At 52.3% G+C, this 23,798-nt stretch carries 22 protein-coding genes; 16 read left to right on the forward strand and 6 right to left on the reverse strand.

The features are described from left to right. The first annotated feature begins 63 nt into the window (after window positions 1-63). Genes FHD02_RS04215 through FHD02_RS04240 form a run of 6 tightly spaced genes read left to right on the forward strand, consistent with a single transcriptional unit; the run spans window position 64 to window position 5,779 of the window. Complete coding sequence (locus FHD02_RS04215) at window positions 64-771, forward strand: CoA transferase subunit A (RefSeq protein ID WP_042308380.1); 708 nt, start codon at window positions 64-66, stop codon at window positions 769-771. Between the two features lie 2 nt (window positions 772-773). After that, window positions 774-1,430, forward strand: a complete 657-nt coding sequence (locus FHD02_RS04220) for a CoA transferase subunit B (protein ID WP_220393606.1) — start codon at window positions 774-776, stop codon at window positions 1,428-1,430. Window positions 1,431-1,440: 10 nt separating this feature from the next. Next, on the forward strand, window positions 1,441-2,646 hold the full coding sequence (locus FHD02_RS04225) for an acetyl-CoA C-acetyltransferase (RefSeq protein ID WP_220393607.1): 1,206 nt from the start codon (window positions 1,441-1,443) through the stop codon (window positions 2,644-2,646). Beyond that, window positions 2,636-3,559, forward strand: a complete 924-nt coding sequence (locus FHD02_RS04230) for a 3-hydroxyacyl-CoA dehydrogenase family protein (protein ID WP_220393608.1) — start codon at window positions 2,636-2,638, stop codon at window positions 3,557-3,559. Before FHD02_RS04225 ends, FHD02_RS04230 begins: the two co-directional genes overlap by 11 nt. Before the next feature lie 43 nt (window positions 3,560-3,602). Continuing rightward, window positions 3,603-4,997 carry a GntP family permease gene (locus FHD02_RS04235; RefSeq protein ID WP_204554957.1) on the forward strand — a complete coding sequence of 465 codons (1,395 nt, stop codon included), beginning with the start codon at window positions 3,603-3,605 and terminating at the stop codon, window positions 4,995-4,997. Window positions 4,998-5,008: 11 nt separating this feature from the next. After that, entirely contained in the window at window positions 5,009-5,779 is a 771-nt protein-coding gene (locus tag FHD02_RS04240; RefSeq protein ID WP_137371534.1) for a 3-hydroxybutyrate dehydrogenase, read from the forward strand. A gap of 47 nt (window positions 5,780-5,826) precedes the next feature. Here the strand turns inward: FHD02_RS04240 and osmC are convergent, their stop codons facing one another. Then, window positions 5,827-6,258, reverse strand: a complete 432-nt coding sequence (osmC, locus tag FHD02_RS04245) for a peroxiredoxin OsmC (protein ID WP_042308368.1) — start codon at window positions 6,256-6,258, stop codon at window positions 5,827-5,829. Between the two features lie 228 nt (window positions 6,259-6,486). On the opposite strand from osmC, the gene sra reads away from it, so the two are divergent. The 5 genes from sra (at window position 6,487) to FHD02_RS04270 (ending at window position 11,299) form a co-directional block, all read left to right on the forward strand. Continuing rightward, window positions 6,487-6,627 (forward strand): stationary-phase-induced ribosome-associated protein, encoded by a 141-nt coding sequence (gene sra / locus FHD02_RS04250; protein WP_038640628.1) that lies wholly within the window; start codon window positions 6,487-6,489, stop codon window positions 6,625-6,627. 179 nt (window positions 6,628-6,806) lie between these two features. After that, window positions 6,807-8,504, forward strand: a complete 1,698-nt coding sequence (gene maeA / locus FHD02_RS04255) for a malate dehydrogenase (protein ID WP_042308364.1) — start codon at window positions 6,807-6,809, stop codon at window positions 8,502-8,504. Between the two features lie 308 nt (window positions 8,505-8,812). Further along, complete coding sequence (locus tag FHD02_RS04260; protein ID WP_220393609.1) at window positions 8,813-10,528, forward strand: ABC-F family ATP-binding cassette domain-containing protein; 1,716 nt, start codon at window positions 8,813-8,815, stop codon at window positions 10,526-10,528. Window positions 10,529-10,736: 208 nt separating this feature from the next. Next, entirely contained in the window at window positions 10,737-11,015 is a 279-nt protein-coding gene (locus FHD02_RS04265) for a type II toxin-antitoxin system RelE/ParE family toxin (protein WP_061381325.1), read from the forward strand. Next, on the forward strand, window positions 11,015-11,299 hold the full coding sequence (locus tag FHD02_RS04270; RefSeq protein ID WP_137371536.1) for a HigA family addiction module antitoxin: 285 nt from the start codon (window positions 11,015-11,017) through the stop codon (window positions 11,297-11,299). The genes FHD02_RS04265 and FHD02_RS04270 overlap by 1 nt, the downstream gene beginning before the upstream one ends. 47 nt (window positions 11,300-11,346) lie before the next feature. Here the strand turns inward: FHD02_RS04270 and FHD02_RS04275 are convergent, their stop codons facing one another. From FHD02_RS04275 to fdnG, 4 genes are all read right to left on the reverse strand, one after another. Further along, window positions 11,347-11,946, reverse strand: a complete 600-nt coding sequence (locus FHD02_RS04275) for an inorganic diphosphatase (RefSeq protein WP_165407619.1) — start codon at window positions 11,944-11,946, stop codon at window positions 11,347-11,349. A 127-nt stretch (window positions 11,947-12,073) separates the two neighbouring features. Then, window positions 12,074-12,730: a formate dehydrogenase-N subunit gamma gene (gene fdnI, locus FHD02_RS04280; protein ID WP_016153106.1), complete on the reverse strand. Its 657-nt coding sequence runs from the start codon at window positions 12,728-12,730 to the stop codon at window positions 12,074-12,076. Beyond that, complete coding sequence (gene fdnH / locus FHD02_RS04285) at window positions 12,723-13,607, reverse strand: formate dehydrogenase N subunit beta (RefSeq protein ID WP_042308353.1); 885 nt, start codon at window positions 13,605-13,607, stop codon at window positions 12,723-12,725. The genes fdnI and fdnH overlap by 8 nt, the downstream gene beginning before the upstream one ends. 12 nt (window positions 13,608-13,619) lie before the next feature. Continuing rightward, window positions 13,620-16,667 (reverse strand): formate dehydrogenase-N subunit alpha, encoded by a 3,048-nt coding sequence (gene fdnG, locus FHD02_RS04290; protein WP_220393610.1) that lies wholly within the window; start codon window positions 16,665-16,667, stop codon window positions 13,620-13,622. A gap of 286 nt (window positions 16,668-16,953) precedes the next feature. Between fdnG and yddG the strand changes: the two genes are divergently transcribed. The 3 genes from yddG to FHD02_RS04305 all read left to right on the forward strand — a co-directional run bounded on the left by yddG (window position 16,954) and on the right by FHD02_RS04305 (window position 19,900). Further along, entirely contained in the window at window positions 16,954-17,835 is an 882-nt protein-coding gene (yddG, locus tag FHD02_RS04295) for an aromatic amino acid efflux DMT transporter YddG (RefSeq protein ID WP_137371539.1), read from the forward strand. A 458-nt stretch (window positions 17,836-18,293) separates the two neighbouring features. Then, window positions 18,294-19,376, forward strand: a complete 1,083-nt coding sequence (ompD, locus tag FHD02_RS04300) for a porin OmpD (protein WP_137371540.1) — start codon at window positions 18,294-18,296, stop codon at window positions 19,374-19,376. Window positions 19,377-19,519: 143 nt separating this feature from the next. Then, entirely contained in the window at window positions 19,520-19,900 is a 381-nt protein-coding gene (locus FHD02_RS04305; RefSeq protein WP_087856632.1) for a GFA family protein, read from the forward strand. On the opposite strand, the gene FHD02_RS04310 is transcribed toward FHD02_RS04305, so the two are convergent. Next, window positions 19,901-21,388 carry an MFS transporter gene (locus FHD02_RS04310; RefSeq protein WP_137371541.1) on the reverse strand — a complete coding sequence of 496 codons (1,488 nt, stop codon included), beginning with the start codon at window positions 21,386-21,388 and terminating at the stop codon, window positions 19,901-19,903. 117 nt (window positions 21,389-21,505) lie between these two features. Here FHD02_RS04310 and FHD02_RS04315 point away from each other — a divergent pair, with 117 nt between their 5' ends. Then, a complete protein-coding gene (locus FHD02_RS04315) occupies window positions 21,506-22,084 on the forward strand; it encodes a TetR family transcriptional regulator (protein ID WP_042308341.1) in 579 nt (192 codons plus the stop codon). 211 nt (window positions 22,085-22,295) lie between these two features. After that, a complete protein-coding gene (locus FHD02_RS04320) occupies window positions 22,296-23,684 on the forward strand; it encodes a NarK family nitrate/nitrite MFS transporter (protein WP_137371542.1) in 1,389 nt (462 codons plus the stop codon). The last annotated feature ends 114 nt before the right edge of the window (window positions 23,685-23,798 follow it).

A 23,798-nucleotide genomic window follows, 5' to 3' on the forward strand; every position in this document is an offset into this window, starting at 1 on the left:
AAAATTAACAAATCATTTTTCTCCCCCAATGATGTCGGCAAGGACAACAGGAGGGGCAAGTATATGGCTGGACTGGATAAACGGGTCGCCACGTATCAAGAGGCGCTGGAAGGACTGACCGACAACATGACGCTGCTGGCGGGCGGTTTTGGCTTGTGTGGGATCCCTGAAAATCTGATTGCCGAAGTACGTCGTCGGGAAGTTCAGGGACTTACCGTGGTGTCAAACAACTGCGGCGTGGACGGTTTTGGCCTCGGCGTGCTGCTGGAAACGCGTCAGGTGCGCAAAGTGGTCGCATCTTATGTGGGGGAAAACGCGCTGTTTGAAAAGCAGGTGCTTAGTGGCGAACTGGAAGCCATCCTGACGCCGCAAGGCACGCTGGCGGAGCAGTTGCGCGCTGGCGGCGCGGGGATCCCCGCTTTCTTCACCGCGACCGGATACGGAACCCCCGTGGCCGAAGGAAAAGAGGTGCGCGAGTTTGCCGGACGTCCGTACATTTTAGAGCAGGCCATAACCGGGGATTTTGCGCTGGTCAAAGGCTGGAAAGCCGACTGGTACGGCAATGTTATCTATCGCCATACCGCACAGAATTTTAATCCGCTGATGGCCGCTGCCGGGCGCATTACCGTAGTGGAAGTCGAAGAGATCGTCCCCCCTGGCGAGTTGGATCCCTCTGCGATTCATACCCCCGGAATTTTTGTTAACCGCATTATTCAGGGGCAATTTGAAAAACGTATTGAACAACGCACCCTGCGCCAGAAAGGAGCCTGACCATGTTAACGCGTGAACAAATGGCAATGCGTGTCGCCCGTGAGCTGCGCGACGGTTATTACGTCAACCTTGGGATTGGTATTCCCACTCTGGTGGCGAACTACATCCCCGATGGTATGGACGTGATGCTGCAATCGGAAAACGGTTTGCTGGGTATGGGGCCGTTTCCTACTGAAGACGAGATTGATGCGGACATGATTAACGCCGGAAAACAGACCGTGACGGCGCGCAAAGGCGCAGCGATTTTCGACTCGGCGCAATCCTTCGCGATGATCCGCGGCGGCCACGTTGACCTGACGGTGCTCGGCGCGTTTGAAGTCGATGTTAAGGGCAATATCGCCTCGTGGATGATCCCCGGAAAAATGGTGAAAGGCATGGGCGGCGCAATGGACCTGGTGGCCGGAGCCGACAACATCATCGTGGTAATGACCCATGCCTCCAAAAGCGGTGAGTCAAAATTGCTTCCTGCATGCACTCTGCCGCTGACCGGCGTGGCCTGCATCAAACGCGTGCTTACCGATCTGGCGCTGCTGGAGATTGCCGATGGGGCGTTCATTCTGCGTGAACGCGCCCCGGGTATCAGCGTGGATGAAATCGTCGCCAGAACCGCCGGCAAGCTGATCGTGCCTGAAAATGTCCCCGAAATGCAATTTAACTGAGGAGCTGACCATGCAGGATGTTGTTATTGTCGCGGCAACGCGCACCCCGATTGGCAGTTTTCATGGCGCGCTGGCGCCGCTTTCGGCGGTTGAACTCGGTTCGGTGGTGATCCGTTCCCTGCTGGAAAAAACGGCGTTGGCACCAGAGCAAATTGATGAAGTGATTTTGGGTCAGGTACTCACGACGGGCTGTGGTCAAAACCCTGCCAGACAGACGGCGGTACGTGCGGGTTTGCCGGTCACTACGCCAGCGCTAACCATTAATCTGGTGTGCGGCTCGGGTCTGAAGGCGGTGCATCAGGCGGTACAGACGATTCGCTGCGGTGATGCGCAAATTGTGATTGCCGGTGGGCAGGAGAGCATGAGCAACGCGCCCTATTTTCTCGACGGCGCGCGGGCAGGTCTGCGCCTGGGTCATGCCAGCCTGAAAGACAGCGTAGTACATGACGGTTTGTGGGATGCCTTCAACGACTATCACATGGGCATTACCGCGGAAAATCTCGCGGATAAGTTTGTTATCAGTCGTGAGCAACAGGACGCATTTGCTTTGCACTCCCAGCAAAAAGCGGCTGCCGCGATTGAAGCCGGTCGTTTTAGTGCGGAGATTACCCCAGTCAGCGTTCCGCAGGGGAAAAAACCGCCGCGTGTAGTGGACCGTGACGAACAGCCTCGCCCGGATACTCAGGCCGATAAGCTGGCGCAGCTCAAGCCAGCGTTTCGGCCAGGAAACGGTACGGTGACCGCCGGGAATGCTTCTTCAATCAATGATGGCGCCGCGGCGGTGATGCTAATGAGCGCCGCCAAAGCCGCAGAACTCAATTTGCCGGTTCTGGGACGGGTGGCGGGCTACGCGGTTTCCGGCGTCGATCCGGCCATTATGGGCATTGGGCCAGTAGAAGCGTCACTTCAGTGTCTGAAACGGGCTGGCTGGACGCTGAACGATGTTGATCTCATTGAAGCCAATGAAGCATTTGCCGCACAAGCGCTGGCGGTTGGCGAATCTCTGAACTGGGACAGCAGCAAAGTTAACGTCAATGGCGGCGCGATCGCGCTGGGTCATCCGATTGGCGCGTCCGGGTGCCGGATTCTGGTGACCCTGCTGCATGAAATGGCCCGCAGCAACGCCGCCAAAGGGTTGGCCACACTGTGCGTAGGCGGTGGTCAGGGGGTCGCACTGGCAGTAGAGCGTCCAGAGGGGGTATCTCATGCAAAATAATTCTATCTGCGTACTTGGCGCAGGTTTAATGGGCGTTGGCATCGCCACCCACTTTGCCCGCTTTGGTCACGATATCTGGTTGTACGACACCGATAGCAGCCGAATTGCGGAAATTAGCCATATTGCCAGCGATATTGTGGATGAGCTTATTGCTACTGAACAATTTGCTCTAAGCGAAAAAGCATCGGTTATGAACCGTCTACACGGTACGACGTCGCTACAGGATATTGCCGCGTGCGGCTTGCTGATTGAAGCCATCCCGGAACGCCTCGAACTTAAACATGCGCTGTATGCGCAACTGGAAAAGCTGATCGCACCGGAGGCGGTGATCGCCAGTAATACCAGCGGATTGCCACCCGATGCCCTGGCAGAAAAACTTGTCCATCCCGAGCGGTTGCTAATCGCCCATTTCTGGAACCCGCCGCACTTTATTCCGCTGGTTGAAATTGTGCCGGGGACTGCAACGAAGGCGGAATATCTTCATGAATTACAACAACTACTGCTGTCGATGCAACTGGAAGCGGTCGTGCTCGATCGCGCCGCGCCAGGGTTTGTCGGCAACCGTCTGCAATTCGCCCTGCTGCGTGAAGCGTTGCATATCGTTAAAAGCGGTATCGCCAGCGCGGAGGTGGTGGATCAGGTAATGCGTGCCTCGCTCGGACGACGCTATGCCATGGTTGGCCCGCTGGAGGCGGCTGATATGACCGGTCTTTCTACGGTACAGGACATTTGTCGGCATCTGTTACCGGAGCTGGCAACAGGTAGCGACATGATGTCGCTGGTCGCTGACAAGGTCGCCAACGGTGATACCGGGTTGCGCAGCGGCCAGGGATTTTATCGCTGGGATGATTCGCGCAAAGAGTACATCCAACAACGCAGAGAGCATCAACTGCGCTTTGCCCTGAAACCGTAACTTCTCTTTCTGTACCCCACTATAACAATGATATTGAGGAGTCATGATGAGTGTATTAATCGCCCTGGCAGCGCTGGGCCTGCTGATGCTTGCAGCCTATCGCGGATATAGCGTCATCCTGTTTGCCCCCATCGCGGCATTAGGTGCTGTATTGCTCACCGAACCCAGCGCCGTCGGCCCTGCCTTCACCGGCCTGTTTATGGAAAAAATGGTCGGTTTTGTGAAGCTGTACTTCCCGGTGTTTTTGCTGGGAGCGGTGTTTGGCAAGTTAATCGAGTTATCTGGTTTTTCCCGCTCTATTGTTGCCGCCGCCATCAATATCCTCGGGCGGCGTCACGCCATCCCGGTGATCGTGCTGGTGTGCGCGCTGTTAACCTACGGCGGGGTATCGCTGTTCGTCGTGGCGTTTGCGGTGTATCCATTTGCGGCGGAGCTGTTCCGCCAGAGTAATATTCCTAAGCGCCTGATCCCGGCCACCGTCGCGCTGGGCGCGTTCTCCTTCACGATGGACGCCTTACCTGGCACGCCGCAGATCCAGAACATTATTCCGACCAGTTTCTTTGGGACTAACGCCTGGGCCGCACCGTGGCTGGGGCTGATAGGCTCACTGTTTATTATTTTCGTCGGTCTGGTTTATCTCGAACGTCAGCGTCGTAAAGCGCAGGCTAAGGATGAAGGCTATGGCACTGAACTGTTAAACGAGCCGGAAACGCCGGATAACATTAACCTGCCAAACCCGATAATCGCTATCTCTCCGCTGATTCTGGTTGGGGTGTTTAACCTGCTGTTTACCCGTTGGATCCCACAGTGGTATGGCGCAACACATCAACTGGAACTGCCAGGCCTTGCCAAACCGATTACCACCGAAGTCGGTAAAATCACCGCTATCTGGGCAGTGGAAGCGGCGCTGATTTCAGGGATCTTACTGGTGGTGCTGTTCGGCTATCGCAACATTAAAGGTCGCCTGGCGGAAGGCAGCAGAACGGCGGTTGGCGGCGCGATCCTCGCGGCGATGAACACCGCGTCGGAGTATGGTTTTGGTGCGGTGATCGCTGCCCTGCCGGGTTTCCTTGTGTTGTCAAAAGCGCTGGCGGCGATCCCTGACCCGCTTCTTAACGAAGCCATCAGCATCACCACGCTGGCCGGGATCACCGGCTCGGCATCGGGTGGGATGAGTATTGCCCTTGCCGCCATGTCTGACACTTTTATTGCCGCTGCCCATGCCGCCAATATTCCACTCGAAGTCTTCCACCGCGTGGCGTCAATGGCTAGTGGCGGCATGGACACCCTGCCGCACAACGGCGCGGTCATTACCCTGCTGGCTATTACCGGCCTCAGCCATCGTCAGGCATATGGCGGGATTTTCGCCATCACCGTGATCAAAAGCCTGGCCGTGCTGTTTGTTATCGGCGTCTTCTACACCACCGGAATTGTTTAAGGAAAATTATCATGAACTTAACGGGAAAAACCGCCCTGGTTACCGGCTCGACCAGCGGTATTGGATTAGGCATCGCTCAGGTGCTGGCACAAGCGGGCGCTACGTTGATCCTCAACGGGTTTGGTGATGTTGAAGCCGCCAAAGACGCCGTGGCGCAATATGGCAAAACGCCAGGCTATCATGGCGCGGACCTGAGCGATGAAGCGCAAATTGCTGACATGATGCGCTATGCCGCAAGCGAATTCGGCGGCGTGGATATTCTGATCAACAACGCCGGGATCCAGCATGTGTCTCCGGTAGAAACCTTCCCGGTTGAAAAATGGAACGCGATTATTGCTATTAACCTCTCATCCGTTTTTCACACTACGCGGCTGGCGCTGCCGGGTATGCGCGCACGAAACTGGGGACGCATCATTAATATCGCCTCGGTTCACGGCCTGGTAGCTTCAAAAGAGAAATCCGCTTACGTGGCCGCAAAACACGGTGTGGTGGGATTAACCAAGACCATTGCACTGGAAACCGCGCAGACGGGCATTACCTGCAATGCGCTGTGCCCCGGTTGGGTACTCACGCCGCTGGTTCAGCAGCAGATTGATAAACGTATTGCCGAAGGCGTGGCGCCTGACGTCGCACGTGACGCCCTGCTGGCGGAAAAACAACCGTCGCGTGAATTCGTCACGCCGGAGCAGTTAGGGGAACTCGCGTTGTTTTTATGTTCAGACGGTGCGGCACAGGTGCGCGGCGTTGCGTGGAATATGGATGGCGGCTGGGTGGCGCAATAACATCATCGGGTGCCGGATAAGACGTAGTCGCATCCGGCACGCCACGATTAAGACTTCAGCTGATAATCCAGTGTAATTTCCGCGTTCAGCACCTGCGAAACAGGGCATCCGGCTTTCGCTTTCTGGATGATGCCGTCAAACGTGGCGGCGTCTATCCCCGGAACGCTTACTTCACTGTGCAGCGCTACTTTGGTTATCGCAAAACCCGCATCCACCTTATCCAGAGAAACATCGGCAGTGGTATCAATAGCATCTGGCGTAAAGCCCGCTTCACCCAGCATTAACGAAAGCGCCATTGAGAAGCAAGCCGCATGAGCCGCGCCAATCAACTCTTCAGGATTGGTGCCTTTTACCCCTTCAAACCGGGTATTAAACCCATACGGTTGCTGATTTAGCACGCCGCTTTCAGTCGATACGGTACCTTTACCGCGCTTAATGTCGCCTTCCCAGTGTGCCTGACCTTTCTTATGGATAGTCATTACCGTTCTCCTGTGTTGTCGTTGAAGTTACAAGTATAGGACGCCTGAGAAAATGCATGACACATACGGGATAGTTCTGCATTTACCGCTTAAGCATTGACCTTTCAGATAAAATGACCGACCATCCGGAAAGCCGTTATTTTAAACATCGGCTTTCTATCAGGTTGTATTTCGTCCGTTTTTATACGGACTCGCCCTTGAAACCAGAAACAGGATTAAGGAGTTAGAATGAAATCGAACCGTCAGGCCCGTCATATTCTTGGACTGGACCACAAAATCTCAAACCAACGTAAAGTCGTGACCGAAGGTGACAAAACCAGTGTGGTCAACAATCCTACCGGAAGAAAGCGCCGCGCTGACGGCAAATAGTCTTTCGCTGGTCTGACTGAATAACGAGATAAACACCATTGCAACCGCAGTGGTGTTTTTGCTTATAAAACCCCTTAACCCATTCACAATGCTTTATACTTCGCCCGTTTCCCTGGCGGACAGGCCACACTCGATCATAAAGAACGCCAGGGACGGTTATTCAAAAAAGAGTGAGTGACATGGAAAACGAAACTAAAAAACTGCGTTCCCTTTACATCCCCTACGCTGGCCCGGTACTGCTGGAATTCCCTTTACTGAATAAAGGGAGCGCTTTCAGTGTGGAAGAACGCCGTAACTTCAACCTGCTGGGGTTACTGCCGGAAGTGGTCGAGACGATTGAAGAACAGGCTGAACGCGCCTGGATCCAATATCAGGGATTCAAAACCGAAATCGACAAGCATATTTACCTGCGCAACATCCAGGACACCAACGAAACCCTGTTTTACCGACTGGTGCATAATCACCTTGATGAGATGATGCCGGTTATCTATACCCCAACGGTAGGTGCTGCCTGTGAGCGTTTCTCTGAGATCTACCGTCGCGCGCGCGGCGTATTTATCTCTTATCAGAACCGCCACAATATGGACGATATCCTGCAGAACGTGCCTAACCACAATATCAAAGTCATCGTCGTTACCGACGGTGAACGTATTCTGGGCCTTGGCGACCAGGGGATCGGCGGGATGGGTATTCCGATCGGTAAGCTGTCGCTGTATACCGCGTGTGGTGGGATTAGTCCGGCCTACACCCTGCCGGTCGTCCTGGACGTCGGTACTAACAATCAGCAACTGCTGAACGATCCGCTGTATATGGGCTGGCGTAATCCGCGTATCACTGATGATGAATACTACGAATTTGTCGATGAATTCATTCAGGCTGTGAAGCATCGTTGGCCGGACGTGCTGCTGCAGTTCGAAGACTTCGCGCAGAAAAATGCGATGCCGTTGCTGAACCGCTATCGCGATGAAATTTGCTCGTTTAACGACGATATTCAGGGCACCGCAGCGGTTACCGTTGGTACGCTCATTGCCGCCAGCCGCGCGGCGGGTAGCCAGTTAAGTGAACAGAATATCGTGTTCCTGGGAGCGGGCTCAGCCGGTTGCGGGATTGCCGAGCAGATCATCGCGCAAATCCAGCGTGAAGGTTTAAGCGAGGAAGCGGCGCGTCAGCGCGTGTTTATGGTCGATCGCTTCGGCCTGTTAACCGACAAAATGCCGAACCTGCTCTCCTTCCAGACCAAGCTGGTGCAAAAACGCGAAAATCTGCAGCACTGGGATACGCAAGAGGATGTGCTGTCGTTACTCGACGTGGTGCGTAACGTTAAGCCGGATATCCTGATTGGTGTTTCCGGACAGACCGGCCTGTTTACCGAAGAGATCATCCGCGAAATGCACAAGCATTGTCCGCGCCCCATCGTCATGCCGCTGTCTAACCCAACTTCACGCGTGGAAGCTACGCCACAGGATATTATCGCCTGGACCGAAGGTAACGCGCTGGTTGCGACCGGTAGCCCGTTTGCGCCGGTAGTGTGGAAGGAAAAAGTCTTCCCGATTGCCCAGTGTAACAACGCCTATATTTTCCCGGGTATCGGGCTGGGTGTTATTGCTTCTGGCGCATCGCGCATTACCGATGAAATGCTGATGTCAGCCAGTGAAACACTGGCGCAGTATTCTCCGCTGGTGCTGAACGGCGAAGGATTGGTATTACCGGAACTGAAAGATATTCAGATCGTTTCCCGCGCGATTGCCTTTGCCGTGGGTAAAATGGCCCAGCAGCAAGGCGTGGCGGTGAAAACGTCCGCCGAAGCGCTGCAACAGGCGATTGACGATAATTTCTGGCAGGCGGAATATCGCGACTACCGTCGTACTTCTATTTGACGGTTTGCCCGGCAGACTCAGCTGCCGGGCGTTCAAAGCTTGCGCAACTGCGTAACTTGCGATTACACTTTCATCACCGATTAACTTTCTGAAAAACAAAAGGAGGATACTTATGCTGTACTGTGAACGTTTTATCGTTTCACATGCTTTTGGCGATCGCCAGTGCTCAAGCGTTATCGGTATCGTGCTGCGATAACTTCTGCTTGAGCGAAGCTAACTTCTCAATCCCCTTCTCTCGGGCTTACCGGGTTATCGTCAGCGATGTTTGACGAGGCGTTTTTACGCCTGTAACTCTTGAGTAAGCAACAATGAGCACATTACTAACCGCACAATCCTTACACGTTGATACGGCATTCGGTACGCTATTCGAAGATCTTTCCTTCACCCTGAAAAAAGGCGACCGCATCGGGCTTATCGGTTACAACGGCTGCGGCAAAAGTACGCTGTTAAAACTACTCGATGGCACGATTTCACCCACCAGCGGGACAATTGCGCAGGCGAATCACTGTCATCTTGCGCGTGTGGAGCAACATTTACCTGACGATATACTGCCGCTGACGCTGCAAGAGGCGGTGCTTGCTCAACTTCCCGAGCATGAACGCGCGAGCCAACAATGGCGAGTTGAAGCGTTGCTGGCCGAAATGGGTTTCACGCCGGAGAATTTATCTCTGACAGCACAAACGCTGAGCGGCGGACAACACACGCGTCTGTTATTAGCGCGGGCGCTGATGCGAAACCCTGACCTGCTACTGTTGGATGAGCCAGGTAACCACCTGGATTTGCCCACGTTACTGTGGCTGGAACAGTTCTTACAGAACTGGTCTGATAGTTTTGTGGTTGTTTCCCACGACCCGCAGTTGCTGGATGCCGTGACTCACGGAACCTGGATCCTGCGCGATCGCACCCTGCATGCCTTCGATCTCCCCTGTAGCCCGGCGCGTCAGGCTCTGGTAGACAGAGACACCAGCGATGCCTTGCGCCATAAGGCTGAACAAAAGGAGATCGATCGCGTCACCGCCAGCGCCAAACGGTTGGCGACCTGGGGACGGGTCTACGACAACGAAGATCTTTCCCGTAAAGCCAAGCAGATGGAAAAACAGGTGTTGCGCCTGAAAGAGGTACAGACCGAAGTAACCTCGGGAAGTCAGTGGACACTAACATTGCAGGGTGATGCCCTGCGTGCGGATCGTTTGCTGGAGATGACTCATCTGTCCGTAGCCCCTGCTCCTGGCGCAGATTCGCTGTTTTCGATAGCCGGTATCCGCGTAAAAAGCGGCGATCGCGTGGCGATTGTCGGGCGCAATGGTTGTGGGAAATCATCGCTGTTAAGGCTTATCTGGCAACAGTTTCACTCACAGCTGGCATCGCCTTCATTGGTGTTACATCCGCGCGTTACGCTGGGGTATTACGATCAGACGCTGCACCAACTCGCTGATGACGACTCGCTGTTTGACGCGCTGGAAGCATTTGCTCCTCAGCCTGATATTCGCAAAATGGCCTTGATTAGCGCGGGCTTTCCATGGGTTCGTCACGCGCAGCGGGTCAGTACATTAAGCGGTGGCGAGCGTTCCCGGTTATTGTTTGTTGGACTGACTCTGGCGCGTTATAGCCTGCTGATGCTCGATGAACCGACCAACCATCTGGATATGGAAGGCAAAGAGGCGCTGGCTGAAACGCTGCAAAGCTATCACGGAGGCGTGCTGCTGGTAAGCCACGATCGCCAGCTTATCAGCAAAAGCTGTAACCGGTTCTGGTTTATTGATAACGGCGAACTCAGCGAATGGCACGATCTGGACGCGATCAACGCGCGAATTCGGGAAACATCTGCTGAGATACCTGTCCCGAAAACGGTGGTCGAAGCGAGAAATGAAATAAGCTGCGACAGTGATGCGTTACTGGAACAACTTCTCGAACTGGAGCAGCGGCTGGCCGACGCTCTCTCTCGTAAGCCGAAGCATCAAAAACCGCTGTTACAGGCGCAATGGCGTAAGGAGATTGCGCGGCTGAACTCACAACTGGAGTAAACCGCATTGCCGGATGGCGGCCTACATCAGCAAAATGCGCCTTTAGGCCCGTCATCCGGCAATTCTTGCGTGACGCTTTCCAGATATTCCCCTTCTCCCTTTTTCTTTTTGCACATTCGCCGCAAAATTTAAAATATCGCAATCCTGGTGTTGCGCTTAAAGGAACATTAATGGTACCGTTCCTCTTGAGGGAACAAGGAAGGTATGGATGATCATGAACTTCAGACACAAAGGATTGCGCGACTTGTTTCTTCATGGGCGAACATCAGGCGTTATGGCGAAGCATGTCCGACGATTACGACACAGGCTTGCTGTTATTGATGCGGCAAGTAAGGTTACAGATATCAATATGCCCGGTTATAAGCTTCATTCTCTTATAGGCGAGCGTGATGGAGTTTGGGCAATTTCTGTTTCAGGTAACTGGCGTATTACGTTTGAATTCGTCAATGGCGATGCGTACATACTGGACTACGAGGACTATCATTGATGAAAATGGCAAATCATCCCCGCCCTGGGGATATCATTCAGGAAGCACTGGACGAACTCAATGTCAGTCTGCGCGAATTTGCCAGGGCGATGGAGATTGCACCTTCGACGGCAAGCCGACTATTGACCGGGAAAGCGGCCCTCACGCCTGAGATGGCGATCAAACTCTCTGTCGTAATTGGTAGTTCACCCGAAATGTGGTTAAACCTGCAAAATACCTGGAGCCTGGCAGAGGCCCAAAAAAACGTGGATACTTCACGCCTGCGCAAACTGGCAGTGCAGTGATAAAAGTTGAATGCCGGATAAACTTTTGCCATCCGGCATGCCATTTATTACTTTGGTTTTTTCTCTTTCCAGGCATCCCAGGCCTGTTTGATCTCTTGCTTAGCCGTGGCGGCGTCGTTGAAACCGTTTAATTCGACCTTCTTGCGCCCTTCCGGCAGATCTTTGTACACGCGGAAGAAAGATTCCAGGCGTTGCACTTCAATCTTGGGCAGATCGCTCAACTCTTTGATGTCATCATAAGTCGGGTCAATTTTACTGGCCGGAACGGCGACAATTTTGTCGTCTTTTTCTCCGCCGTCGATCATCTTCAGCACGCCAATGGCGCGCAGCTTAATCAATGTTCCAGGGGCCAACGGCGCACGGGTATAAAAAATGACGTCCAGCGGGTCGCCGTCACCGGCTAAAGACTGGGTTAGTGAACCGTAGTTGGCGGGATAAGCAACCGGCATAGACTGGAAACGGTCAGCAACGATAAACCCCGTTTTGGCGTCGGTTTCATATTTAATCATTCCACCTGCCGGAATTTCAGTTACGGCATAAAACTCTTCCGGGTTATTTTCCGGCTGAGGAAATTCGAGGATGTTCTGCGCCTGAGCGGACGCACAAAGAAACACGCTAACTGCGAGTAATTTTTTCACCAGATGCATTGTCTTTTAACTCTTCTATTAATGGAAAGACAACACCTTACGTTTAGCAGATGACAGTAACATGACGTTTTTTTGGCAAAAAAATGGCGCTACCGATGTAGCGCCATTACGTGGAGAACGTCTGGGATTAATTAACCCCTTCCTCGCTCTCTTTTTTCGCTTCTTGTCTTTCGACTTCGCGATACCAACGCGGGTGATGCTTCTTCGCCCAGCGACGGCTCACTTTCCCTTCGACCATGCCTTTAATCGAACCTTTCACCCAGAATGCCATATACATATGGATGAGGATGGCGTGCATCAGGATAATGCCCGCCGCAGCATGGATCAGCAGGCTGTAACGCACGACCTGCATCGGGAAGAACTGCGCAAAGTACGGACGCCAGATAATAATGCCGGTAATCAGCAGCACGAAAATCATGCTCATGATCGACCAGAACATCATTTTCTGTCCGGCGTTGTACTTGCCCACATCCGCCACTTTATGTTCATTGCCTTTCAGCACTTCCACAATGTTTTTCAGCCACGGTATATCTTTTTTATCCGGGATGTTGTGGTGAACAAATCGTACAAACATGAACATTAACGCCACGAAGATCAGCAGTCCGAAGAACGGGTGTAAAATACGCCCCATCTGCGGTGTACCGAAAGTCTGCGTCAGCCATTGCAGAGTCGGGAAGAAAAAGGAAATTCCCGACAGCGCCACCAGGAAGAAGCAGATCACCACCGTCCAGTGACAGGCGCGGTCGATAAACTTCGTGCGCACAATCATTTTCGACTTACTCATGATGATCCTCCTCGTCGTCGTCCACTTCCTTATTCGGACCAATACCAACGTAGTGATAAATAAGTCCGGCGAAGGTGGCGATAAATCCGGCAGCAGCCAGCGGTTTCAGCGCCCCTTTCCACAGATTGATAGAGGTATCGATCTGCGGTTCTTTCGGCAGGCCGTGGTACAGCTCCGGCTGGTTGGCATGGTGCAGAACGTACATCACATGCGTTCCCCCAACACCTTCCGGGTTGTAGAGACCGGCGTGTTCATAACCGCGTGCTTTCAGTTTGGCCACCCGCTGTTCGCCCATTTCCAGCATTTCCTGCTTAGTGCCGAAATGTATTGCCCCTGTCGGACAGGTCTTGACGCAGGCAGGTTCCTGCCCGACGCTGACGCGGTCCACACACAGCGTACATTTATACACGCGGTTATCCTCTTTATTGAGGCGCGGAATATTAAATGGACACCCGGCAATACAGTAGCCGCAGCCAATGCAGTGCTCTGACTGGAAATCGACAATCCCGTTGGCGTACTGAATAATCGCCCCGGCAGACGGGCACGCCTTCAGGCAGCCCGGATCTTCACAGTGCATACAGCCGTCTTTACGAATTAGCCACTCCAGCTTGCCGTTCTGTTCGGTTTCGCTAAATCGCATTACCGTCCAGGATTTGGCGCTGAGATCGGCGGGGTTGTCATACACCCCGACGCAATGGCCGACTTCATCGCGGATATCGTTCCACTCTGAACATGCCACCTGGCAGGCCTTACAGCCTATACAGGTGGACACATCGATCAGTTTCGCGACCTCTGCTTTGTAATCACGGGCCTGAGGCGGCGGCGTGATGGAGTTTGTTGCGGACCGTTTGATGATGTCCTGCGTTTCCATAGACATATATTCGCCCCCTTACGCCTTCTCGATGTTAACTAAAAACGCTTTGTATTCAGGCGTTTGCGAGTTTGCATCACCGACATTCGGCGTCAGGGTGTTGGCGATGAAGCCTTTACGCGCGACTCCTTCAAAGCCCCAGTGGATCGGGATCCCAACCGTTTCGACCTGCTGACCGTTGACATTCAGAGTACGCAAACGACGTGTCACCACCGCAACTGCGCGAATAAATCCACGTTTGCTGCTGACTTTCACGTGATCGCCGTTATTAATACCTTTCGCTGCCGCCAGCGTTTCGCTGATTTCCACAAACTGTTCTGGTTGGGCAATCGCATTCAGCAATGCGTGCTTGGTCCAGGTATGGAAGTGTTCGGTCAGACGATAAGTCGTCCCAACGTACGGGAAGTCCTGTTTCGTGCCCATGCGTAGCTTATCCGCCTCGTACAGACGCGCTGCCGGGTTGGAGATCACATTCGGGTGCAGCGGGTTAGTGCCCAGCGGCGTTTCCATCGGCTCGTAGTGTTCCGGGAACGGCCCTTCCGCCATTTTATCAATGGCGAACAGACGTCCCAGACCTTCCGGTTGCATGATAAACGGATTGGTGCCGCTGCCTGGTGCCGCGGTGTTGAAGTCCGGGATGTCATTCCCCGTCCATTTCGTACCGTTCCACTGGATCAACATGCGTTTTGGATCCCACGGTTTACCCTGCGGATCCGCTGACGCGCGGTTATACAGAACGCGACGGTTCAGTGGCCATGCCCATGCCCAACCCAACGTATTACCCAGCCCTGACGGGTCGGCGTTATCGCGGTTGGCCATCTGATTGCCCTGCTCGGTCCAGCTCCCGGTATAAATCCAGCAGGAAGATGACGTAGTACCATCATCACGCAGCAGCGCAAAGCTATTGAGCAACTGGCCTTTCTTCGCAATCAGCACACCGTTGGCATCATAGAGATCTTCCAGCGCGTAGCCGTTGTTCTCTTTCGCCACTTCCTCTGAATGCGGTTCGTCCGGCTGCTTATAATTCCAGCTCATTTTCAGTACAGGTTCTGCGGCTTTACCGCCTTCGGTGCGATACATATCGCGCAGACGGTGGTATATACCGGCCAGAATTTCGCCGTCGTTACGGGCTTCGCCCGGCGCGTCCTGACCTTTCCAGTGCCACTGCAACCAGCGTCCGGAGTTGGCAATTGAACCGTCCTCTTCCGCAAAGCAGGTTGACGGCAAACGGAAGACTTCGGTCTGGATAGATGCCGGATCAACGTCGTTTGATTCGCCGTGGTTTTGCCAGAACGTTGAAGTTTCTGTCACCAGAGGATCGATAACGACCAGATACTTCAGTTTGCTCAGGGACTGCACCACTTTGTTTTTGTCCGGGAAGGACGCAACCGGGTTAAAGCCCTGACAGATGTAGCCGGTGACTTTTCCGCTGTCCATCATGTTGAAGTATTTGATCACGTCGTAGGACTGATCCCACTTCGGCAGCCACTCAAAGCCCCAGTCATTCTCTTTCTGCGCCGCATTGCCGTAGAAGGATTTCATCAGGCTAACGAAAAACTTCGGATAGTTGCCCCAGTAGTTAACCTGATCGGCCAATGTCGCTTTTGGCGTGTTCGCGGCCAGATAGGTTTGCAGATCTGTCTGTTTCTCTGACGGCAGCGTCAGGTAGCCCGGCAGGCTGGTAGAGAGCAGACCTAAGTCGGTTAACCCCTGAATGTTGGAGTGACCGCGCAAGGCGTTGACACCACCACCGGCCATCCCCATATTACCGAGCAGCAGCTGGATCATCGCCATGGTGCGGATGTTTTGCGCCCCGACGGTATGCTGCGTCCAGCCCAGCGCATACAGGAAGGTGGTTGTGCGATCGACCGCACTGGTGGAAGCCAGCACTTCGCAGACTTTCAGGAAGTCTTCTTTTGGCGTACCGCAGATATTTTCCACCACATCTGGCGTGTAACGGGATACATGCTGTTTCAGCAGGTTCCACACGCAGCGCGGATGGCTTAATGTTTCATCGCGTTTGGCGTAACCGTTTTCATCGAACTGATAGTTCCAGGACGATTTATCATACTGACGTTTTTTCGCGTCATACCCGCTGAACAGACCCTCTTCGAAAGCAAAATCATCCCGCACCAGCAGGCTAGCGTTGGTGTAATGCTTAACGTATTCAGCGTTGATTTTGTTATTTTCAATCAGGTACAGCAAAACGCCGGACAGGAACGTAATGTCCGTGCCGGAACGAATCGGTGCGTAAATATCCGCCACCGAGGCTGTACGTGTAAAACGTGGGTCAACAACAATCAGCGTAGCGTCATTGTTGTTTTTAGCTTCCATCGCCCAGCGGAATCCCACCGGATGTGCTTCAGCGGCGTTACCGCCCATCACCATCACGACGTTAGCATTTTTAATATCAACCCAGTGGTTGGTCATCGCACCGCGACCAAATGTTGGAGCAAGACTTGCTACCGTTGGTCCGTGTCAGACGCGCGCCTGGTTATCTACTGCCAGCATGCCGAGTGAGCGCACAAATTTTTGCGTCAGCATGCCGGTTTCATTACTGGCTGCAGATGCACACAGCATCCCGGTGGAAAGCCAGCGGTTAACCGTTACGCCCTGCTCATTTTTCTCAATAAAGTTGGCGTCACGGTCAGTTTTCATCAGCTTCGCGATGCGGGAGAAAGCTTCATCCCAGCTGATACGCTGCCATTTGTCGGAACCTGGAGCGCGATATTCCGGGTAACGCAGACGGTTTTCACTGTGTACGTAATCCAGTAATCCTGCGCCCTTAGGACATAACGCACCTCGGCTCACCGGATGATCCGGATCCCCTTCAATATGGTAAATCGACTCTTTGGCGTTTTTTGCTCCATCACCCAGGCTATACATTAATAGCCCGCAACCTACGGAACAGTATGTGCAGGTGTTTCGGATCTCTTTGGCGCGTAATAACTTATAGTTTCGCGCCTGAGCCAGTGCCATTTTGGGTGCAAAACCCAGAGCGGCTACTGTTGTTCCCGCCATACCGCCCGCGCAGATTTTAAAAAATTGTCTGCGGCTGACGTCCATTGCTTTCCTCTTTTTTGCAGGGATTCGTACAAGAAATCTCTCAAAGCGCGTAATCGAGGCAGCCTGAAAGATGACATGTACAACTTCGCGACGAAACTATCAGCTATATCCATATTTTTTTTGCGTCAAATCAAAAACGAAACGGTTCCGCTACTAAATAGTGCACTTTGTTTAACCCTTGTACCTATAAGGAGGTACGTAAAAGGTAATTAATTAGCGCGCTACGGTGTAAAAGTGCTATAAATTTCAGCTTATTTTTTGCCAGTGGCATGGACAGAGAAACAGAATGACAAAACAAAAAGCAACGTTAATTGGTCTGATTGCCATCGTACTCTGGAGCACGATGGTTGGACTTATTCGGGGAGTGAGTGAGGGACTGGGACCTGCTGGCGGCGCAGCGATGATTTTTTCATTAAGCGGCCTGTTGCTCATATTTACCGTCGGATTTCCAAATATCAGAAAAATTCCTGTTCGTTATTTAATCGCCGGTAGCGTGCTTTTTGTGAGCTATGAAATTTGTTTAGCACTGGCCCTGGGTTATGCCGCTACCCGTCATCAGGCTATTGAAGTGGGAATGGTAAATTATCTTTGGCCAAGCCTGACGATATTGTTCGCCATATTATTTAATGGTCAAAAATCAACCTGGTTGGTCATTCCTGGATTAATTATCGCATTGACCGGCGTTTGTTGGGTACTGGGCGGTGAAAATGGTCTCAATCCAGGCGAAATTATCAGCAATGTTGCCAGTAGCCCACTCAGCTATTTTCTCGCCTTTCTGGGAGCTTTTATCTGGGCCACATATTGCACAGTGACCAATAAATATGCAAAAGGCTTTAACGGCATCACGGTGTTCGTTTTACTGACCGCCGCAAGTCTGTGGATTTACTATTTTGTCACCCCACAGCCGGAGATGGTTTTCAGCACTCCGGTGACGATTAAGATGTTCACTGCAGCATTAACATTAGGATTTGCCTATGCTGCGTGGAATATTGGTATTTTGCACGGTAATGTCACCATTATGGCGGTAGGTTCTTATTTTACTCCCGTACTGTCCTCCGCGCTGGCTGCCGTGCTACTCAGCTCCCCGCTCTCACTTTCTTTCTGGCAAGGCGCGCTGATGGTCTGCGCTGGCTCACTGCTCTGCTGGGTGGCAACTCGCCGCGCCTGAAAAAAACCGGGTTTTATCACAAACAAATAAAATCCGGCTATACTTTAGCCAGACTGATGGATAATTATGCTCATTGCACTTGTGTTTTATGTTTATATTTGTTTAATTAAATGTTAAATATATGATTATTAGTTAACGCGTGAAAGTATTTCATGTTTATCTATAACCCTCCGCATGTATATATTATACAAGCGAAACTAACACCATTTAAACCATAGCTGCCATAATAGTCCCCTGCGTAAATATATCTCATCAGATTTGTCACATATTAAGATTAATACAATCAGCTGTATTATATAGATCTGGATCACACAACTTCAAATATTTCGCAATATTATGAAACTTATTATTGAACTTATACCACTGCGTCATTTAAAAATGGTTTGCCATTGACGAACCCCTTCGTTTAGCAATGGTTTAGGAAACACACCAAGAAAAAATTATAAGGATTATTTAGAATGAAACTTAAATTAGTTGCAGTGGCAGTGACTAGCCTGTTGGCGGCAGGTGCAGTAAACGCGGCTGAGGTATATAACAAAGACGCAAACAAACTGGATATCTACGGTAAAGTTCACGCTCAGCATTATTTCTCTGATGACACCAGCAGCGATGGCGACAAAACCTACGCACGTCTGGGCTTCAAAGGCGAAACTCAGATCAACGACCAGCTGGTTGGTTTTGGTCAGTGGGAATATGAATTCAAAGGCAACCGTTCTGAAGATCAGGGTTCCGAAGCAGACAAAACCCGTCTGGCATTCGCTGGCCTGAAATTCGCTGAATACGGTTCTTTCGACTACGGTCGTAACTACGGCGTAGCTTACGACATCGGCGCATGGACCGACGTTCTGCCAGAGTTCGGTGGCGATACCTGGACCCAGACTGACGTATTCATGACTGGCCGTACTACCGGCGTTGCAACCTACCGTAACACCGATTTCTTCGGTCTGGTTGAAGGTCTGAACTTTGCTGCTCAGTATCAGGGCAAAAATGACCGTACCGACGTGAAAGAAGCAAACGGCGACGGCTTCGGTCTGTCTACCACTTATGAGTACGAAGGCTTCGGCGTAGGTGCTACCTATGCAAAATCTGACCGTACTGACCGCCAGGCTGTGGGTGACTCCAGTTTCATGGCTTCCGGTAAGAACGCTGAAGTATGGGCTGCTGGTCTGAAATATGATGCGAACAACATCTACCTGGCGACCACCTACTCCGAAACTCGTAACATGACCACCTATGGCGGTTCTGGTGTTAAAGGTATTGCAGATAAAGCACAGAACTTTGAAGCTGTTGCTCAGTACCAGTTCGACTTCGGTCTGCGTCCGTCCATTGCTTACCTGAAATCCAAAGGTAAAGACATCAATGGTTACGGCGACCAGGATCTGGTTGAATACGTAGACCTGGGTGCTACCTACTACTTCAACAAAAACATGTCTACCTTCGTTGATTACAAAATCAACCTGCTGGATGACAATAACTTCACCAATGCAGCAAAAGTTTCAACTGACAACATCGTGGCTGTTGGTCTGAACTACCAGTTCTAATTTTGTTGTAGTCTGAATACAAAGCCAGTCCTTTCAGGGCTGGCTTTTTCTCTTGATGTAGTCTCGGTCATAAGGAGTATGCCGTGCAGACGTTCACTGGTCGTTGTCTTTGCGGACAGAGTCATTTTACCGTTGACGTCGAAATGCTGGATGTCTATGCCTGCCACTGTACGTTGTGTCAGAAATGGTCGGGTGGCATCGCTATGTATCTGGAGGCCAGCGCTCATCCGCAGATGTCGCCGGATTCAGCCCAACCCTCGCACTTTCCTTCTTCAAATCGTGGTGAACGTTTCTTCTGTTCAGGCTGTGGGTGCCCGCTGTGGTTTACCCTGACGGGTAGCGAACGCTATTTTGTGCCGTGGACGCTACTGGAACTTAACGAGGTAGATCGCCGCCGCCTGGTGTTAGCGGCAGAGATCTATACGGAAACTCAACCTGCATTCTGGAGACTGACGGGGCAATACGCTCGCTTGAGTGGAAAAGAAGTCGAAGAGATGGATTACCCCTGTCATTTAGCCCACTAGTTATTGACGCTGTATCTTTGCCAGACTGAACCACATCCCTATCGCTAATACGATAAGCATACTGCCAGCGCTGCTTAAGGCCACGCTATGTGACCAGGTAAAGGCTTCTCTGGCAGCCGCCAGCAATGCCTCACTCAGCGACGACGGGAGCGAATGCGCCAGTTGTACCGCTTCACCCATTGATGATGAGGCGCGCTCTATCTCCTGCGGATTGAGTCCGGCTGGCGGCAGAATTGAGGCAGAAAAGCTACGGCTCAACAGTAAGCCAAAGATAGCGATGCCAAGCCCGGCGCCAAGTTCATAAGCCATCGTCTCAATGGCGCCAGCCGCTGCCGCTTTTTCTGCCGGCGCTGCTGCCATGATTGCCGCAGTTGAGGCCAAAAGCGCACTTGCCGCACTGAATCCGAGCAAGGCCATCAATATCCACGCTTGTATTTGCTGCGTACTGAAATCCGTCATCGCCAGACCGTAAAAACTGACGGCGCTGAGCGCCATGCCTGCCGTTGCCACACAACGTAGTCCCAGGCGTGACACCAACATGCCGGCAATGGGGCCGCTGAAACCACTTGCCAGCATTACCGGCAGCATAAACAACCCAGCCTGATACGGCGTCAAACCGTGGACAAACTGGAGCTCCTGAGCCATCAGCAATTCGAAACCAACCAGCGTAATCATCGCAGTCATCGCCATTACTACGCCGCTTAAGATAATGCGGTGCGTAAACAGCCGCATATCAATCATTGGCCGGGAAGCCGCTAGCTGGATACGGACAAACTGCCCCAACAGCAATGCTCCGGCTAACAATGTCAGCACGATGACAGTGGTCGCCATATGACCTTTCAGTGCGGTTTTGGCGCTATAGACCAGCAGCAGAATAGCGACAATCAGCATTACCGCATGACCGAAATTTAACGATTGATCGCGACGTCCAGCCTGGCGCGGTACGAAACGAGCCGTCAATGCCATTACCACCACAACAATAGGCACATTGATTAAGAACACGGATCCCCAATAGAAGTGCTCCAGCAGTATGCCGCCCACTAATGGCCCAAACGCCGCGCCGCCGGACCCAACGGCGGCCCAGACGCCGAGCGCCATATTGCGATGACGCTGCTCGGCAAAGGTGGCACGAATACCCGCCAGCGTAGCCGGAACAATCATCGCCGCCCCGATCGCCAATACCGCCCGCGTGGCAATCAGCCAACTGGCGCTGTGGGCAAAAGCGGCGGCCAGCGATGCCAGACCAAATAAGCCCCCGCCCAACAGCAGCAGACGTTTAAAACCGATGCGATCGCCCAATGCCCCCATTGGCAACACCATGCCGGCCATTACCAGGGAATAAATATCAATAATCCACAGCAGCTCGTTACCACTGGCACCCAGCGTCATACTCAGCGTGGGCGCGGCAACGTGCAGCACCGTTGCATCAATCGCAACAGGGATGTAGACCAGTACAATAATGACTAACGTTAACCACTGACGAAACATAAAACTCCCTAACGAAACCAAAACTGGACACATGTCCAGCTTTAGCGATCCTACGGAAAATTGAACATATGTCCAACTTTTTGTTAGACTGCGTGCTATTGAGATACAGGAGGAATGATGAGTTATCTGAATCGGGATGAACGTCGGGAAGTGATTCTGCAAGCGGCAATGCGCGTTGCGCTGGAAGAAGGGTTTACTGCCATGACCGTACGACGTATAGCGGCGGAAGCCCACGTGGCGACGGGCCAGGTGCATCATCACTTTACCTCTGCCGGTGAACTCAAGTCTCAGGCTTTTGTGCGCCTGATCCGTACCCTGCTTGATGCGGAACTGGTCAGTGAGGATGCCAGCTTCCGTGAGCGACTGCATGCCATGCTGGGCAGTGAAGATGGCGGCTTCGAACCCTACATTAAGCTGTGGCGTGAAGCGCAGGTTGTAGCCGGTAAAGATCCAGAAATCAAAAGCGCCTATCTGCTAACCATGCGGATGTGGCATGAGGAAACGGCCAATATCATCATTCAGGGACAGAAAGCCGGTGAGTTTTCATCCACCCCAGATGCCGCCGACGTCGCATGGCGTTTAATCGCACTGGTGTGCGGCCTGGATGGTATGTATATGTTGGGCATCGAGGAAATGGCCGATCCTGCTTTTGATCGCCACCTGGATCGTATGATTACGCTGGAGTTATTTAGCTAATGTTATAGATGAATAAACAATACCTCTTTTAAGTTTACAATTAGTAACACTTAACCAACATGTAATTCTCCCCTCATCCCGCGTTATTGCACTTTTTTATCTATTCTTTCAATCAATATTCCCAAAACCTTTCAATAGTTTCTAAAAAGAAGCCGCGCGGCCTGTATGCGTTTATTTCTTTTTCATGAACGGCATGTGCATGGAGAATAATATGTCATCATCAAATGAGAAAAATAATCGTTATCTTTTGACTGACTGGAAACCAGAAAACCCCGCCTTTTGGGAAAACAAAGGCAAGCACATTGCCCGTAGAAATCTTTGGATATCAGTAAGTTGCCTTTTACTTGCCTTCTGCGTCTGGATGCTGTTTAGCGCCGTAGCCGTCAATCTGAATAAAATTGGTTTTAATTTCACCACCGATCAACTGTTTTTATTAACGGCATTACCCTCCCTTTCTGGGGCAATATTGCGCGTCCCCTACTCCTTTATGGTACCTATATTTGGCGGTCGCCGTTGGACCATTTTTAGCACGATTATTCTGGTTATTCCCTGCGTCTGGCTGGGATTTGCCGTGCAAAATACCGCTACTCCGTTTGGAGTATTTATTATTATTGCGCTGATGTGCGGTTTTGCTGGCGCTAACTTTGCCTCCAGCATGGGCAACATCAGCTTTTTCTTCCCCAAAGCAAAGCAAGGCAGTGCGTTGGGGGTTAACGGCGGCCTTGGCAACCTCGGCGTCAGCGTGATGCAGCTAATCGCGCCGCTGGTGATTTTTCTGCCCATATTTACCTTTTTGGGCGTCCAGAGCGTACCGCAAGCTGACGGCTCGTTACTGTCGCTGGCCAATGCCGCATGGATTTGGGTTCCACTTCTGCTGATAGCCACCCTGGCGGCAGGCATGGGAATGAATGATATTGCCAGTTCGAAGGCTTCTATTGCTTCCCAGCTACCGGTCCTCAAGCGTTTTCACTTGTGGCTGTTAAGCCTGCTGTATCTCGCGACTTTCGGGTCATTTATCGGCTTTTCGGCTGGTTTTGCCATGCTGGCGAAAACCCAATTTCCTGACGTGAATATTCTGCAACTGGCGTTCTTCGGCCCCTTCATCGGCGCGCTTGCGCGATCGGCGGGCGGCGTTATCTCTGACAAGTTCGGCGGTGTACGCGTCACGTTAATTAACTTCATCTTTATGGCACTGTTCAGCGCCCTGCTGTTTCTTACTCTGCCGGGCTCAGGAGAAGGAAACTTTGTCGCCTTCTATCTGGTGTTTATGGGGCTGTTCCTGACCGCGGGTCTGGGAAGCGGGTCGACCTTCCAGATGATTGCGGTGATCTTTCGCAAAATCACGATTTACCGGGTGAAACTGCGCGGTGGCACAGAGGAACAGGCTCAGCGTGAAGCGGTAACTGACACCGCCGCAGCGCTTGGATTCATCTCTGCCATCGGCGCTGTGGGGGGCTTCTTCATTCCCAAAGCGTTTGGTTCATCCCTGGCGCTTACCGGCTCTCCGGTGGGGGCTATGAAAATATTTCTGGTGTTTTACATCGTCTGCGTGCTGGTGACCTGGCTGGTCTATGGTCGCCGTAAGCCTAAACAAAAATAACAACAAGTTTATCGCAGGATCGGACGTAGGCCTGATAAGCGCAGCGCCATCAGGCAATAACTGCGCCGGATGGCGGCTTACGCCTTATCCAGCCTACAAGACCGCCTGGCACAT

The sequence above is a fragment of the Citrobacter sp. EC_71 genome (assembly GCF_019584005.1).
In the GTDB taxonomy this organism is placed as follows: Bacteria; Pseudomonadota; Gammaproteobacteria; order Enterobacterales; family Enterobacteriaceae; genus Citrobacter; species Citrobacter werkmanii.

Bases quoted from the DNA above. Each gene is read 5' to 3' on its own strand.
- FHD02_RS04215 (WP_042308380.1), top strand. From the start codon at position 64: ATGGCTGGACTGGATAAACGGGTCGCCACGTATCAAGAGGCGCTGGAA.
- FHD02_RS04220 (WP_220393606.1), top strand. From the start codon at position 774: ATGTTAACGCGTGAACAAATGGCAATGCGTGTCGCCCGTGAGCTGCGC.
- FHD02_RS04225 (WP_220393607.1), top strand. From the start codon at position 1,441: ATGCAGGATGTTGTTATTGTCGCGGCAACGCGCACCCCGATTGGCAGT.
- FHD02_RS04230 (WP_220393608.1), top strand. From the start codon at position 2,636: ATGCAAAATAATTCTATCTGCGTACTTGGCGCAGGTTTAATGGGCGTT.
- FHD02_RS04235 (WP_204554957.1), top strand. From the start codon at position 3,603: ATGATGAGTGTATTAATCGCCCTGGCAGCGCTGGGCCTGCTGATGCTT.
- FHD02_RS04240 (WP_137371534.1), top strand. From the start codon at position 5,009: ATGAACTTAACGGGAAAAACCGCCCTGGTTACCGGCTCGACCAGCGGT.
- osmC (WP_042308368.1), bottom strand. From the start codon at position 6,258: ATGACTATCCATAAGAAAGGTCAGGCACACTGGGAAGGCGACATTAAG.
- sra (WP_038640628.1), top strand. From the start codon at position 6,487: ATGAAATCGAACCGTCAGGCCCGTCATATTCTTGGACTGGACCACAAA.
- maeA (WP_042308364.1), top strand. From the start codon at position 6,807: ATGGAAAACGAAACTAAAAAACTGCGTTCCCTTTACATCCCCTACGCT.
- FHD02_RS04260 (WP_220393609.1), top strand. From the start codon at position 8,813: ATGAGCACATTACTAACCGCACAATCCTTACACGTTGATACGGCATTC.
- FHD02_RS04265 (WP_061381325.1), top strand. From the start codon at position 10,737: ATGATCATGAACTTCAGACACAAAGGATTGCGCGACTTGTTTCTTCAT.
- FHD02_RS04270 (WP_137371536.1), top strand. From the start codon at position 11,015: ATGAAAATGGCAAATCATCCCCGCCCTGGGGATATCATTCAGGAAGCA.
- FHD02_RS04275 (WP_165407619.1), bottom strand. From the start codon at position 11,946: ATGCATCTGGTGAAAAAATTACTCGCAGTTAGCGTGTTTCTTTGTGCG.
- fdnI (WP_016153106.1), bottom strand. From the start codon at position 12,730: ATGAGTAAGTCGAAAATGATTGTGCGCACGAAGTTTATCGACCGCGCC.
- fdnH (WP_042308353.1), bottom strand. From the start codon at position 13,607: ATGTCTATGGAAACGCAGGACATCATCAAACGGTCCGCAACAAACTCC.
- yddG (WP_137371539.1), top strand. From the start codon at position 16,954: ATGACAAAACAAAAAGCAACGTTAATTGGTCTGATTGCCATCGTACTC.
- ompD (WP_137371540.1), top strand. From the start codon at position 18,294: ATGAAACTTAAATTAGTTGCAGTGGCAGTGACTAGCCTGTTGGCGGCA.
- FHD02_RS04305 (WP_087856632.1), top strand. From the start codon at position 19,520: ATGCTGGATGTCTATGCCTGCCACTGTACGTTGTGTCAGAAATGGTCG.
- FHD02_RS04310 (WP_137371541.1), bottom strand. From the start codon at position 21,388: ATGTTTCGTCAGTGGTTAACGTTAGTCATTATTGTACTGGTCTACATC.
- FHD02_RS04315 (WP_042308341.1), top strand. From the start codon at position 21,506: ATGAGTTATCTGAATCGGGATGAACGTCGGGAAGTGATTCTGCAAGCG.
- FHD02_RS04320 (WP_137371542.1), top strand. From the start codon at position 22,296: ATGTCATCATCAAATGAGAAAAATAATCGTTATCTTTTGACTGACTGG.